The organism is Thalassobaculum sp. OXR-137, from assembly GCF_034377285.1.
Classification (GTDB): domain Bacteria; phylum Pseudomonadota; class Alphaproteobacteria; order Thalassobaculales; family Thalassobaculaceae; genus Thalassobaculum.
This window is the reverse complement of the sequence record NZ_CP139715.1, coordinates 2994087-3008089: the sequence shown is the minus strand read 5'-3', so window position 1 is coordinate 3008089 and position 14003 is coordinate 2994087. Positions and strand designations below refer to the sequence as shown.

The 14003-nt window shown below is 66.9% G+C and carries 13 protein-coding genes; 6 read left to right on the top strand and 7 right to left on the bottom strand.

The features are described from left to right. Positions 1–5: 5 nt before the first annotated feature. From T8K17_RS14170 to T8K17_RS14155, 4 genes are read right to left on the bottom strand one after another with little or no spacing between them, the layout of a single operon-like run. Positions 6–1040: an ABC transporter ATP-binding protein gene (locus tag T8K17_RS14170; RefSeq protein ID WP_322330383.1), complete on the bottom strand. Its 1035-nt coding sequence runs from the start codon at positions 1038–1040 to the stop codon at positions 6–8. Further along, on the bottom strand, positions 1037–2086 hold the full coding sequence (locus tag T8K17_RS14165; protein WP_322330382.1) for an ABC transporter ATP-binding protein: 1050 nt from the start codon (positions 2084–2086) through the stop codon (positions 1037–1039). Before T8K17_RS14165 ends, T8K17_RS14170 begins: the two co-directional genes overlap by 4 nt. Further along, positions 2083–3006, bottom strand: a complete 924-nt coding sequence (locus T8K17_RS14160) for an ABC transporter permease (protein ID WP_322330381.1) — start codon at positions 3004–3006, stop codon at positions 2083–2085. Before T8K17_RS14160 ends, T8K17_RS14165 begins: the two co-directional genes overlap by 4 nt. Positions 3007–3014: 8 nt before the next feature. Next, a complete protein-coding gene (locus tag T8K17_RS14155; protein ID WP_322330380.1) occupies positions 3015–3944 on the bottom strand; it encodes an ABC transporter permease in 930 nt (309 codons plus the stop codon). Positions 3945–4309: 365 nt separating this feature from the next. Between T8K17_RS14155 and T8K17_RS14150 the strand changes: the two genes are divergently transcribed. The 3 genes from T8K17_RS14150 to T8K17_RS14140 all read left to right on the top strand — a co-directional run bounded on the left by T8K17_RS14150 (position 4310) and on the right by T8K17_RS14140 (position 8511). Then, positions 4310–5896: an ABC transporter substrate-binding protein gene (locus T8K17_RS14150; RefSeq protein WP_322330379.1), complete on the top strand. Its 1587-nt coding sequence runs from the start codon at positions 4310–4312 to the stop codon at positions 5894–5896. 71 nt (positions 5897–5967) lie between these two features. Then, the gene (locus T8K17_RS14145; protein ID WP_322330378.1) at positions 5968–7554 is read left to right on the top strand and encodes an ABC transporter substrate-binding protein; all 1587 of its coding nucleotides are present in this window, start codon (positions 5968–5970) and stop codon (positions 7552–7554) included. 84 nt (positions 7555–7638) lie between these two features. Then, positions 7639–8511 (top strand): metallophosphoesterase family protein, encoded by an 873-nt coding sequence (locus tag T8K17_RS14140; RefSeq protein ID WP_322330377.1) that lies wholly within the window; start codon positions 7639–7641, stop codon positions 8509–8511. A 56-nt stretch (positions 8512–8567) separates the two neighbouring features. Here the strand turns inward: T8K17_RS14140 and T8K17_RS14135 are convergent, their stop codons facing one another. From T8K17_RS14135 to T8K17_RS14125, 3 genes are read right to left on the bottom strand one after another with little or no spacing between them, the layout of a single operon-like run. Continuing rightward, the gene (locus tag T8K17_RS14135; RefSeq protein ID WP_322330376.1) at positions 8568–8891 is read right to left on the bottom strand and encodes a chaperone modulator CbpM; all 324 of its coding nucleotides are present in this window, start codon (positions 8889–8891) and stop codon (positions 8568–8570) included. Next, positions 8888–9805 carry a DnaJ C-terminal domain-containing protein gene (locus T8K17_RS14130; protein WP_322330375.1) on the bottom strand — a complete coding sequence of 306 codons (918 nt, stop codon included), beginning with the start codon at positions 9803–9805 and terminating at the stop codon, positions 8888–8890. Before T8K17_RS14130 ends, T8K17_RS14135 begins: the two co-directional genes overlap by 4 nt. After that, a complete protein-coding gene (locus T8K17_RS14125; protein ID WP_322330374.1) occupies positions 9802–10224 on the bottom strand; it encodes a cyclic nucleotide-binding/CBS domain-containing protein in 423 nt (140 codons plus the stop codon). The genes T8K17_RS14130 and T8K17_RS14125 overlap by 4 nt, the downstream gene beginning before the upstream one ends. Before the next feature lie 495 nt (positions 10225–10719). Here T8K17_RS14125 and T8K17_RS14120 point away from each other — a divergent pair, with 495 nt between their 5' ends. The 3 genes from T8K17_RS14120 (at position 10720) to T8K17_RS14110 (ending at position 13916) form a co-directional block, all read left to right on the top strand. Beyond that, positions 10720–11691 carry an ABC transporter substrate-binding protein gene (locus T8K17_RS14120; protein WP_322330373.1) on the top strand — a complete coding sequence of 324 codons (972 nt, stop codon included), beginning with the start codon at positions 10720–10722 and terminating at the stop codon, positions 11689–11691. A 99-nt stretch (positions 11692–11790) separates the two neighbouring features. Further along, a complete protein-coding gene (locus T8K17_RS14115; RefSeq protein WP_322330372.1) occupies positions 11791–12831 on the top strand; it encodes an ABC transporter permease in 1041 nt (346 codons plus the stop codon). 11 nt (positions 12832–12842) lie between these two features. Next, positions 12843–13916 carry an ATP-binding cassette domain-containing protein gene (locus T8K17_RS14110; protein ID WP_322330371.1) on the top strand — a complete coding sequence of 358 codons (1074 nt, stop codon included), beginning with the start codon at positions 12843–12845 and terminating at the stop codon, positions 13914–13916. The last annotated feature ends 87 nt before the right edge of the window (positions 13917–14003 follow it).

Here is a 14003-nt window from a genome sequence, read left to right as displayed (position 1 = left end):
CTGTTTCAGCCGGCCAAGGCGGACCGGCGAACCTCAGGCGCCTGGGTCGCCTCGCCGGCCGTCACTACTTTGTCGGCATGGTGGCAGGCGACGGTGTGGCCGGCGCCGAAGGATCGCAGGGTCGGCACCGTACGGGCGCATTCCGCCGTCGCCATCGGGCAGCGGGTGTGGAAGACGCAGCCGGACGGCGGGTTCAGCGGGCTGGGCGGATCGCCCTCCAGCGGGGCGCCGCGCTTGCGGAGCCGGGGGTCGGGCTGGGGCGCGGCGGCGATCAGCGCGCGGGTATAGGGGTGCCGGGGCGAGGAGAACACCTCGGCGGTCGGCCCGGTCTCGACCATGCGGCCGAGATACATGACCACGACCCGGTCGCAGATATGCCGCACGATGCCGAGATCGTGGGAGATGAACAGGTAGGTGAGGCCGAGCCGCTCCTGCAGGTCGAGCAGCAGGTTGACCACCTGGGCCTGGATCGAGACGTCGAGGGCGGCGACGGCCTCGTCGCAGACGATGAAGCTGGGCGAAACCGCGAGCGCCCGGGCGATCACCGCGCGCTGCAACTGGCCGCCGGACATCTGGTGCGGGTAGCGCTCCAGCATATGGGTCTCCAGCCCCACCGACTGCAGCAGTTCGGCCATCCGCTGGGGACGGTCGGCCGGATCGCCGATCTCATGGGTCGTCAGAATCTCCGCGATCTGGGTTCCGATGGTCAGGCGTGGATTCAAAGCGCCGAACGGGTTCTGGAACACCATCTGCATCTGCCGGCGCATCTGGCGCCATTCGGCACTGCCCCGCCGGGCGGAGACCTCGCTGCCGCGGTACCGCACCGATCCGCCGCTCGGCGGCAGCAGCCCGAGAACGAGCTTGCCGATCGTCGATTTGCCGCAGCCGCTCTCGCCGACCAGGCCCAGGGTCTCGCCCTCGTGGATCTGGAACGACACGTCATGTGCGGCGGTCACCACGCGGCGGGTCCCGACGATCGGCACCGTCCGGCCGACGGTGAAGCGGCGGGTCAGGTTCTGGACATCGACCAGGACTGTCATGAGGCCTCTCCGGTGAGCGGATGATGGCAGGCCACGCCGCCGGCGGCCCCCTCGGTGGCGGCGAGCGGCGGCGAGATGGATCGGCAGCGGTCGCTCGCCCGCGGGCAGCGCGGCGCAAATCGGCAGCCGTTCGGATAGTCTCGGGGTGCCGGCACCGAGCCTTCGATCAGCGGCAACCGGCGGCTGACGCCGGCCCGGCCCGGCAGCGAGCGCAGAAGGCCCCAGGTATAGGGGTGACGGGGCGCTTCGAAGATCTGCTCGACCGGACCGGTCTCCACCACCCGCCCGGCATACATCACCGCCACGTCGTCGGCGGTCTCCGCGACCACGGCCAGGTCATGGGTGACGAGGATCACGGCGGTTCCGGTCTCGCTCGCCAGGCGGCGCACCAGATCCAGGATCTGCGCCTGGATGGTGACGTCCAGGGCGGTGGTCGGCTCGTCTGCGATGAGCAGGCGCGGCTTGCAGGCCAGCGCCATGGCGATCATCACCCGCTGGCACATGCCGCCGGAAAGCTGGTGGGGAAAGCTGCGGGCGCGCGACGCCGGATCGGGAATGGCCACGAGGCGCAGCATTTCGATTGCCCGCTCATGGGCGGCCTGCATGGAGAGGCCCTCATGCAGGTGGAGCGCCTCGGCGATCTGCCAACCGACCCGTTTGACCGGGTTGAGGGACGACATTGGGTCCTGGAAGATCATCGCCACGTCGCCGCCGCGCAGGTCCTGCATCTCGCGCTGGCTGAGATCCGTCAGGTCGCGGCCGTCGAAGCGGATGCGCCCGGACAGGATCCGCCCGCGTTCCGGCAGCAGGCGCAGGATGGACAGGCAGGAGACCGACTTGCCGGACCCGCTCTCCCCGACCAGACCGAGGGTGCGGCCCGCACCCACCTCTAGGTCGACGCCGTCGACGGCCACCGTGGTCTCGCTGCCGTCGGCGGCGGTGAACCCGACACGCAGGCCGGAAACCCGGAGCAGCGGCGGAACCGCCCGGCGCTCGGCATGGATCGTCGGGACGGCGGGGGGGTCCAGGGGGGCGAGGTCGCTCATCTCAGGCTCGGGTCCAGATGGTCGCGCAGCCAGTCGCCGAGAATCGAGACCGACAGGGTGATGAAGAAGATCGTCATGCCCGGGATCACCGCGATCCACGGCGCCTGCAGCAGGTAGTCGCGGCCGTAGCCGAGCATCTGGCCGAGGCTGGTCATCGGCGGCTGGACGCCGAGGCCGAGGAAGCTGAGCGAGGTCTCCAGCAGGATCGTCCCCGGCAGGTTGATGGTGAACTGGATCATCAGCGCCGGCAGGATGTTGGGCAGCAGGTGGCGGGCGTAGAGCTTCCAGGTCGACACGCCGAGCGAACTGACCGCCTCGATATAGGTCGCCTGGCCGCTGGACAGGGCCATGCCGCGGGCGAGGCGCGCGTAGCGCTCCCACCCGTCGATGCCGACGACGATGACGAGCACGGCGAAATTCCCGGAGAAGAACGCCAACACGGCGAGCGCGAAGATGATGAAGGGCAGCGACGACTGGGCGTCCACGAGCATCATGATGATCTCGTCCGCCCAGCCGCGGAAATGGGCGGCGACGATGCCGAGGAAGGAGCCGAGCACCGCGCCGATGCCGGTGCCGATCACCGCGATCGCCACCGAGATCTTGGTGCCGTAGATCACCCGGCTGAGCACGTCGCGACCGAGATCGTCGGTGCCCAGGATGTAGCGCCAGTCGCCGCCCATGAAGACCGGCGGATTGCGGATCTCGAACAGGTCCTGCTGCGCGTGATCGTAGGGCTGCAGCAGCGGGGCGAATATGGCGACCAGCACCACGAATGCCAGATAGGCGCCGGCGACGATGACGATCCAGGGCCTGTCCAACCCCATCCTTCGCCGCCAGCCGGGCGGATGCTGGATCACCGCGCCCCGCTGGGACGCCGCCTGTTGCGGCAATGCCGACATCTCGGATTGAGCCTGCGCCATGGGATCCTTCAGAGCTTTTCGGGAGCGATGCGGACGCGCGGGTCGAGCACCGCGTAGAGGAGATCGACCGCCAGATTGACCAGGATGATGCTCGCGGCGATGAGCAGGATGATGGTCTGCACCACCGCGTAGTCCCGGGCGCCGACCGCCTGGTAGAACAGGCGGCCCATGCCGGGCCAGGCGAAGACGGTCTCGATGACGACCGTGCCGCCGATCATCAGGCCGAACTGGAAGCCGAGCACGGTGACGGTCGGGATCGCCGCGTTGGGCAGCGCGTGCCAGCGGATGCGGCGACCGTAGGAGGCGCCCTTGGCCCGGGCCGTGCGGATATAGGACTGGCGGATCACTTCCAGGATGGAGGATCGGGTGAACCGGGCGATCTGGGCGGCGGCAGCGAGACCGAGGGTCACCGCCGGCATCACCATATGGGCCCAGGTATCCGACCCGGAGGGCGGCAGCCATCTGAGCTGCAGCGACAGGAAGATGATCAGCAGCAGCCCGAAGAAGAAGTTCGGCATCGAATAGCCGAACACGGCCGTCACCATCACCAGCCGGTCGACGATCGTGTTCCGGTTCAGCGCGGCGATCACCCCGAGGGTGACGCCGAAGACGACGGCGCCGGTATAGGCGACCAGTCCGAGCTGCAGCGTCTTGGGCAGGCGCTCGAGCACCAGATCGATCGCCGGCTTGAAGTCGAAGAAGCTGACCCCGAAATCGCCCTGAAGCAGCGAGCCGATATAGGTCACGTACTGTTCGTAGACCGGCCGGTCGATGCCCCAGCGCTCCTTATAGATTTCGACGATGTGTTGCGGGGTGTCGTCCGGCAGCAGGACGTAGGTCGGGTCTCCCGAGGCGCGCAGGATGAAGAACACCGCGGTGACGACGAGCAGAAGCGTCGCGACTGCGCGCAGCGCCTTCGCGGATATCAGCATGAACATTCGGGAACTCCGCTGCAGGACGCGCAGACCGTATCGGCCCATCGGTTGCAGCGGTATTTCCGAAATAAAAACTTACCGAGACGATTGTTTCAAAGACATGAAATTTATATTCACCTTTTAAATTCTGTCGAAACATAAAAACAGAACTTACTGAATCAAATCGAATAATAATTTTGACTTCATTACACCGCACAAACTTCACCGAGGCGTCACGCTACCGGCGCGCAACTGCGGAAGACTTGCGTGTGCGGCCTGTCGGTCGCTGCTTCCGACCGGTCCCGGTCCGGAAGCCTGCACCCATTCGACCCCGTGCCCGAGGCGTGCCGCCGCGCCTCCGCCGGAGGGTCCTGCAGAGAGAAGGTGAGATGAGAAAGCAACTATTCGCAGGATTGCTGGCGGGCGCCGTCGCGCTCACGGCAATGCCCATGGCCACCCGTGCCGACGACCGCCCGGAGCTCGTCATCGCCATGGCGGCGATGCAGCGCGCCCACCCGGCGATCGCGGAATCGAACTTCGACAGCCGGGTCATCAAGTCCGTGATGGACGGCCTGCTGAACCGCGACTGGCTCAACGGCCCGAACGGCAATGACGGCACGGAGATCGTTGCCGGCCTCCTCACTAAGTGGGATCGGATCTCCGACACCGAGTGGGAGTTCAAGGTCCGCCAGGGCGTGAAGTTCCACAATGGCCGTCCGATGACCGCCGAGGACGTGGCCTTCACCATCTCCGAGGAGCGCCTGTGGGGCGAGAAGGCCCTGGAGCCGCACTCCCTGGGTTCCAGCATCGCCGGTGTCGAGATCGTCGATCCCGAGACGATCCGGGTGAAGACCAAATATCCCGACCCGGTCTTCCTGCACCGACTGGCCCATGTGATCGGCCATGTGATCCCGGCCAAGGAATACCGCGAGCTCGGCCCGGAAGGATTCGCCGCCGCGCCGATCGGCACCGGCCCCTACAAGTGGGTCCGCATGGCCGCCGACGAGGAGATCGTCCTGGAGGCGTTCGACGACTACTGGGGCGACAAGCCGCCGCTGAAGCGCATCACCTTCAAGGCGGTGCCGGAGACCTCCGCCCGCATCGCCGGTCTGGTCACCGGCGAGTACGACATCATCACCTCGGTGCCGCCGGACCAGGCCGAGCTGATCGACCGGGAGGCGAATTACGAGACCCGGACGATCGAGGTGGAGAACATGCACCACCTCACCTTCATGACTGGCTGCGGCCAGGAGAACCAGGCCTGTGACCGGAAGTCCGCGGTGCATGATCCGCGCGTGCGCAAGGCGATGATCCTGGCGGTCGACCGGCAGAAGATCGCCGACCGGCTGTGGAACGGCATGGCCAAGGTGCCGGCCGGTCCGAACTGGGAGATGTACGGCAAGCTGTTCGACGCCGGTCGCAAGCCCCTGCCCTACGACCCGGAGCAGGCCAAGGCGCTGCTGAAGGAGGCCGGCTACGACGGCAAGGAGATCGTCGTCGCCGTCACCGCCGGCTACTACGTGAACGGCGACCGCGCCGTGCAGGTCATGATGCAGATGTGGCAGCAGGTCGGCCTGAACGTCCGCCTGCAATTCGTGGAGAACTGGTCCCAGATGCGGCCCTATGGCTGGCAGGATCTGTGGCTGAACTCCTCCAACATCCGCATTCCGGACCCGCTGACCCCGTTCTGGTGGCGCTTCGGCGAGCCGTCGGCCACCTACGCCAGCAACAAGCTGGTCGCCGTCAGCGACGACTACAAGCGGGTCGGCAACACCCTGGAGCACACCCTCGACGAGGACACCCGGATCGCCGCCTTCAAAGAAGGCCTCGACATCTGGCAGCGCGATAACCCGGCCATCATCATGTACCGCCCGCTGGAGATCTACGGCGTGCGCAAGGACATCAAGTGGACGCCCTACAGCTTCTACTGGATGGATTTCCGGGCGAACAACTTCTCGGTCAAAAGCGGTAGCTGATCCGCCGCCATCCCCTGGCTGCGCCCCTCGCGGGCGCAGCCTTTTCTTTTGCCCCTGCGGAGCACCGACCCATGAGATTCCCCAAGATCCGGCTGCCGAAACCGGCGCTGCGCCTGGCCGTAGCCCTGGCGGCCGTACTTGCCCCCGCCCCGCTCGTCGCCGCCTCGGACGCGCTGGCCGACGACCGGCCGTCGCTCACCATCGCCATGCCGAACATCAACCGCGGCAGCTACGGCGCCTATGACGCGTCCAACTACGCCTCGCGGATCGTCCACAACCTCTACGACAACGTGATCAAGCGCGACTGGCTGTCCAAGCCGGACGGCACCGGGACCGACCTGGTCCCCGGGCTGGCGGTGTCCTGGACGCGCACGGCGCCGACCCTGTGGGAGATCAAGATCCGCCACGGGGTGAAGTTCCACGACGGCTCGGAGATGACGGCCGAGGACGTCGCCTTCACCCTGTCGCCGGAACGCCGCAAGATCCGGCCGTTCGGGCTCGGCGAGCCGATCATCCGCGCCGAAGCCGTCGATGCCGACACGGTGGTGGTGGAGACCGACGGCCCAGACGCGGCCTTCGAGCACCGGCTGGCCACCCGTATCGGCAAGGTCGTGCCCAAGGCCGTCTACACCAAGCTGGGCCACCCGGCCTTCGCCGCCGATCCGATCGGCACCGGCCCGTACTACATCGCCGAGAAGTCCGAGGACACCATTGTCCTCAAGGCGTTCGACGCCTACTGGGGCGGCCGTCCGCCGCTGTCGACCATAACCTACAAGGCGGTGCCGGAGATCTCGGCCCGGATCGCCGGACTGATCACCGGGGAGTTCGACATCGTCACCTCGATCCCGCCGCAGCAGGCCGAACTGGTCGACCGCGAAGACGGCTTCCACACCCAGGCCTCGCTGCTGGAGAACGTCCAGCTCATCATGTTCACGACCGACAAGCGCAAGGATCCGGCGACGGCGCAGACCACCAACAAGCTGATCCGTCAGGCGATCGTCCACGCAACCGACCGGGCGCTGATCGCCAAGCGGCTGTGGAACGGACTGACCTACGTGCCCGAGGGCTTCAGCTTCCCGGAATACGGCCAGTACCATGTCCCTCAGAACCCGAGGCCCTACGACGTCGCCAAGGCCCGGGATCTGCTGAAGCAGGCCGGCTACGACGGCAGCCCGATCAAGCTGGCCATGGTAGGCGGCTACTACGTCAACATGGATCAGGCGGTCCAGGTGATGCAGCAGATGTGGACCGAGGCTGGTCTGAACGTCGAGCTGTCGATCCAGGAGAACTGGGCGCAGATGAACCCGCGCACCCAGTGGGACGCCTTCCCGATCTCCGCCAACTTCAACTTCCCGGACCCGGCAGCACCCATGTGGGCCTATTGGGGCGCCGAGCAGGGACCGCACCGCCGCCAGCAGATGTGGGCGCCGCCCCAGCGCTTCCTCGACCTGGGCAAGGTGCTGGAATCCAGCCTCGTGCCCGAGGAACGCAAGGCCGCCTTCGCCGAGATGGTCGAGATCTGGGAGGAGGAAGTGCCCGCCATGCTGCTCTACCGCCCGGTCGAGATCTACGGCGTCCGCGACGACCTCAAGTGGCAGAACTACGGCATGTATTGGATGGATTTCCGCGACTACAACGTGTCCTTCCCCGGCCACTGACCGACCCCTCGACGCGGTCCGGCCCTGCCGCCGGACCGCGCCCCCCTGACATCCCCCTCCCCTTCTCCGATCAAGGTCAAAGCCATGTCGAGCTTTCGTCTCGTGATGCTGTCCGACACCCATGTCAGCCGGACGCACCCGTTCTTCTTTCACAACTGGGAGGTCGCCCTGGAGGCGGCCAACGCGCTCAGCCCGGATATCGCGCTGATCTGCGGCGACGTCACGTTCAACGGCCCCGACGTGGCCGACGACCTGACCTTCGGTGCCGAGCAGATCGCCCGCTTGTCGGCCCCGGTGATCCGCACGGTGCCGGGCAACCACGATGTCGGCTACTCGCCGGCCACCGTGTCCATGCGCCAGCTCATGACCCCCGGTCGGCGCGACGCCTGGATCGACAGCTTCGGCGCCGATTTCTGGTCCTTGGACCATGGCGACTGGCGCTTCGTCGGCCTGAATCCCTTCCTCTTCGAAAGCGGCCAGGACGCCGAGGCGGAGCAGGAGGCGATGCTGACCGACGCCCTGACCGGACACGACCGGCCGGTCGGCGTCTTCCTGCATGTTCCTCCCTTCGCCCACGACCCGGCGGAAACCGACGAGGCCACGACCGGCACCCTGCGCCCGGCCGCCCGCAAGCGTCTGCTCGACATCTGCACCGGGGCGGGCTCGGTGCGGTTCATGGCGAGCGGGCACCTGCACCGCGACAAGCGGATGCGGTTCCACGACATCGAGTTCATCTGGGCGCCGGGCACCGCCTTCATGTCGAGCGGGCCGCGCTCGGCGGCCTGGGGCGGCGAGCCCTGGGTCGGCTTCCTGGATTTCCGCTTCGACGGCGACCGCTACACCGTCGAGAAGGTCGAGCCCCAGGACATGCTGAACATCGACCTGCGCAACTGGGCCCGCGGCGAGGCCCACCGCTATTTCGATATCGCCGGCCAGCCGTTCCGCACCGCCCGGTGACGGTCCCGTCCGCGTCGATTCGGGTTACGAGGCCTGGATCGACGCGGCGCCGGACCCTACCGGCGGCGATGAACTCGGTGCACGGCCTGCCGCATGTCTTCCGGCAGCCGGTCGACGGCGTCGAGCAGCAGCTTGAGCTCGCGCCGGGTGCCATAGAGCTGATCCATCAGGGACAGCACCAAGGGCAGCGCGTCGTCGCTCAACCCGCAATCGTCCTTGAGCTGGCACAGCAGGGTCACCCGGGCCACGTCGAGCGCGTCGAAGACCGGCCCCTCCGATCCCATCGACGGCGCCACCCAGCCCCGGCGCACCCATAGCCGCAGCCGCCGCACGCTGATCCGGCCGACCTGGGCCACGACATCATGTTCGCTCAGGCTCATGCCGCCCTCCCCTTGCCGGACCGCGGGTCATAGGCATGGCGCGTGCGCCAGTCCCGCATGAACGCCTCCAGTTCCGGATCGATCTGCTTCGGCAGCACGACCGTCAGCCGGACGAGCTGGTCGCCGGGCGGCGTCCCCGGCGCCGCCACGCCCTTGCCCTTCAGGCGCAGGATATGCCCGGAACTCGTCCCTTTCGGGACCGTCATGTTGACCCGACCGGTGGGGGTCGGCACCTTGACCTTGCCGCCCAGCACCGCCTCGTCGAGGGTGATCGCCAGGTCCATGTGGATGTCCGCACCGTGGCGCTCGAACACCGGGTGCGGCGCCACCGCGACCTCGACCAGCGCATCGCCGGACGGGCCGCCGCCGAAGCCGGGGCCGCCCTTGCCCCTAAGACGCAGGAGGGCGCCGTCCTTGGTGCCGGCCGGGATCGTCAGGTCGAGGGCGTTGCCGTCCGGCATGGTGATCCGGCGCTTGGCGCCGCGCACGGCGTCGAGAAAATCGACGGTCAGATGGTAGCGGACGTCGTGCCCCCGCCCGTGCCCGCCGCAGCGCCGCCGCTCCTGCTCGAACAGGTCGCGGAACAGGTCGGACATATCGGCGAAATCCTCGTAGCCGGCGGTGTTGTGGTACCGGCCGGAGGGATCGCTGTCGGCGTAGTGGCGATAGGACGGCTGCTCGGGGCGTTCCATGCCCGACGCGTCGATCTCGCCGCGGTCGAACCGTGCCCGCTTCTCCGCATCGCCGAGCAGGCTGTAGGCGGCCGACACCCGCTTGAAGCGCTCCTCGGCGCCGGCATCGCCGGGATTGAGGTCGGGGTGCAGTTCCTTGGCCAGCTTGCGGTAGGCCTTGCGGATCTCCGCGTCGCTCGCCGTCTTCGGCACCCCGAGGACCGCATAGGGATCGTCGCTCATCGCACCTGTTCCCAGATCCGGCGCTCGCGCTCCATCTCATCCTCCTCTTCGGCGAGAAAGTCTCGGCGGGAAACGATGCCGATCACCGCGTCTCCCTCCACGACCGGCAGATGCCGGAAGCCCGACGCGTGCATCAGCCGCAGCGCCTCGATCGCCAGATCTCCCGGCGCCACGGTCTGGGGCGACGGTGTCATCACGGTGCGCAGCATCGTCCTGGCGGGGCTGCGGCCCTTCGCCACCACCCGGCCGATCAGGTCGGTTCCGGTGAAGATGCCGACCAGCGCCGGGCCGTGCATGACGAGGACCGAGCCGACCCGGCGGTCGGCCATGGCGCGGGCCGCGTGGACTACGCGCTCCCGGTCCTGCAGAGCCAGGATCGACTGGGCGCAGACGACATCGGGAACGATACGACGCAGCATGGCAGCCTCCTTCGAACGGGCGCGCGGCACCGGAAACCGGTATCGCAGTGTCCTCCCATTGCGCCGCCGAAGAATTGATTTTCGTCAAAAAACTGCAACTCGGCCTTAATATGCGGCCGCCGGGCTCCCGCGCGCCCTGGTTCCAGACTGCCGACCGCCCCCTCGGCGGGGCCCGAGACACCGCGGCCGCGGCCACGCCGATGGCAAAAATGTGGCAGGGCCGGTTGACACCGCGTCGATGAGCCTAAAGTTTAGACAGTGACGGCGGTCGGGCGTCGTCATGCCTTTGGGGCTCATCCGTGACCCCGCAGGCTGCTCGGGCCTCTGCACATACGGTGCGGCGGCCATCCCCGCGCCACCGGTCCGACAGCGGCCGGGTCCGGCGCCCCGACGATTCCAACGGTCTCTGCTTGGATGCTTGAGATGTCGGCGCGACACGCGCCTCGGACAGCATCGGGCATTTAGGCGGCCGGAACAGAGTGCAGGAGAATTTATATGAGGAAGTTGGCTATCGGTCTCGCAGCAGGCGCATTCATGGTGCCCGCCGCGGCGAACGCCGACTGCGGCGAGGTGTCGATCACCGAGATGAACTGGGCTTCGGCCTCGGTTGTCACCAATGTGGCGAAGTTCATCATGGAGCAGGGCTATGGCTGCGACGTCACCGTCGTGCCGTCCGACACCGTCCCGTCGGTGACCTCGGTCGCCGAGAACGGCGAGCCGGACATCGTCACCGAGCTTTGGCTCAACTCGACCGGCGACGCCTATGCCCGTCTCGAGAACGAGGGCAAGATCGAGCGTGCCGCCAAGGTCCTGAAGCCGGGCGGTGTCGAAGGCTGGTGGATCCCGACCTACCTCGCCGAGAAGCACCCCGAGCTGAAGACCATCGAGGGGATCATGCAGCACCCGGAATGGGTCGGCGGCCAGTTCAACAACTGCCCGGACGGCTGGGGCTGCCGCGTGGTGAGCGACAACCTGGTGCGCGCGCTGGACCTGGAGTCCTCCGGCATCGAGGTGTTCAACCACGGTTCCGGCGAGACGCTGGCGACCTCCATGGCCGCGGCCTACGAGAACGAGGAACCCTGGTTCGGCTACTACTGGGGTCCGACTGTCCCGCTCGGTAAGTACGACATGACCCGTGTCGACCTGGGCGAGTACGACAAGGAAGTGCACGCCGCCAACCAGAACCAGGATACCGCCAATCCGGGCGTGTCCGACTTCCCGGCGGCGCCGGTCCTGACGTCGGTGACCACCAGCTTCAAGGAGAAGGAGCCGGAGATCGCCGAGCTGATGAGCAAGATCAGCTTCAAGACCGACACCATGAGCGCGCTCCTGGCCTGGATGGACGAGAACAACGCCTCCGCCGAAGAGGCTGCCGTCCATTACCTGACGACCAATAAGGACACCTGGTCGTCCTGGCTGAACGACGATGCCCGCGAGAAGCTTGCCTCGGTTCTGAAGGCTGGCTGATCTGCCGATCTTTGCAGCGGGGTCGCGCATGGCGCGGCCCCGCTTTTCTTTTGGTTATCGAGAACGAACGCCGTGTGAGCGGCGGGAAAGGCTTACGTCGTGGCCACCTATGACGGCATATTTGAAGCCCTGGGGCTTGAGGACTGGTGCGGCTCCTCGGCCAGCTCCGCCCCGATGTCCATGTCCGACCTGGTCGCGCAGAGTTCCGGCGGCGACGGGGGCGAACAGCAGGTCTCCCTGTGGGACACGCCCTTCCCCTCCCTGGACGCCCTGAACGATGCCTGCGCCGCGATGCCCCAGTCGCGCGACGTGACCAAGGGCCTGGAACAGGGGTTCCTGAACATCAAGGACAGCCTGCAGGTCGTCCTCGACCCGATCACGCAGCCGTTGAGCTGGATGCTCGACGGCGCGCTCTACGGCATGCTGGCGACCCCGTGGTGGATCGTCATTCCGGCGCTTCTGCTCGTCGTCTGGCTGGTTTCCCGGTCCGCGAGCCTGGTGGTCTTCGTCGGCGTCAGCCTCGCCGGCCTCGCCTTCATCGACCAGTACGATTACGCGATGCAGACCCTGTCGATCATCTTCGTCTGCGCCTTCCTGTGCGTCCTGCTCGGGGTTCCCATCGGCATCCTGATGTCGCGCAGCGACACCATGCGGCGCATGACGACGCCGGTGCTGGACATGCTCCAGACCCTGCCGCCCTTCGTCTACCTGATCCCGCTGATCTTCCTGTTCAGCGTCACCGAATCCAAGCTGTTCGGCATCGCCATCATCCTTTACGCGATCGTGCCGGTGATCCGGCTGACCGATCTCGGCATCCGTCTGGTCGACAAGGACGTGATCGAGGCGGCCGACGCCTTCGGCATGACCAAGCACCAGAAGCTGTTCGGCGTGCAGATCCCGCTCGCCCTGCCGACCATCATGGCCGGTGTGAACCAGACGATCATGATGTCGCTGGCGATGGTGGTGATCGCCTCGCTGGTCTCCGCTCCCGGCCTCGGCGTCCTCGTGCTGCGCGGTATCCGCAATCTCGAACTGGGCGTCGGTCTCGTCGCCGGCCTCGGGATCGTGCTGCTGGCGGTGATCCTCGACCGGGTCACCAAGTCGGCGCTCCAGCGCATCAACTCCGTCCAGCAGCATTGAGGAGATCCGTCATGACCGACACGCAATCCGCCGAAACCCGGGTCTCGCTGCAGCATCTCTACAAGATCTTCGGAGACGATCCCGACGGAGCGATGGAACACGTCACCCAGGGCCTCTCCAAGCCGGACCTGCTGGAACAGCACAACCACGTGCTGGGCCTGAGCGACATCAACATCGACATTCCCGACGGCAAGATCACCGTGATCATGGGTCTGTCGGGCTCGGGCAAGTCGACCCTGATCCGCCACCTCAACCTGCTGATCCGGCCGACCGCCGGGTCGATCGAGGTCGACGGCGAGGACATCCTGAGCTTCGGCGAGGACAGGCTGCGCACCCTGCGCCAGGAAACCATGTCCATGGTGTTTCAGAAATTCGCCCTGCTGCCGCACCGCACCGTGCTGGAGAACGCCGGCATGCCGCTCGCGGTCCGGGGGGTCTCCCAGGAGGACTGGACCGACGAGGCGAACAAGTGGCTGGACCGGGTCGGCCTCCAGGGCCAGGCAAATCAGCACCCGAACCAGCTCTCCGGCGGCATGCAGCAACGTGTCGGCCTGGCCCGGGCGCTGACCTCCAACGCGCCGATCATGCTCATGGACGAGGCATTCTCCGCCCTCGACCCGCTGATCCGCACCGACATGCAGAACCTGCTCCTGGAGCTCCAGGAGGAGCTGCACAAGACGGTGGTGTTCATCACCCATGACCTGGACGAGGCGCTCAAGCTCGCCGACAAGCTGGTGATCCTGAAGGACGGCTTCATCGTCCAGCAGGGCGAGCCACAGAAGATCCTGATGAATCCGGCCGATGCCTACGTCAAAAAGTTCATCACCGACATCAACAGGGCGCGGGTGCTGCGCGTCCGCTCGGTCATGCGCAGCGCCGCCGATCTGGAGGGGGTGAAGGACACGGTCGATGCCGAAGCCACCCTGGAGGACGTGATCGCCCAGGCCCAGGGCGACAGTTCCGCCTGCTTCAAGGTCATCCGGAACGACGAGGTCGTCGGCCGTCTCGACATGACCGACCTCGTCCGGGCCCTGGTACCGGCGATCCCTGTGGGCGAGGAAGACGCCTGTCGATCGGCGGCCTGAACCGCCGCATGCGCTCAGGCGGCCGTCCTCACGGCCCCGCGACGATCCTCCGCGTTCCCGGCGGCGCGGGGGATCTTTGCGTTCGGC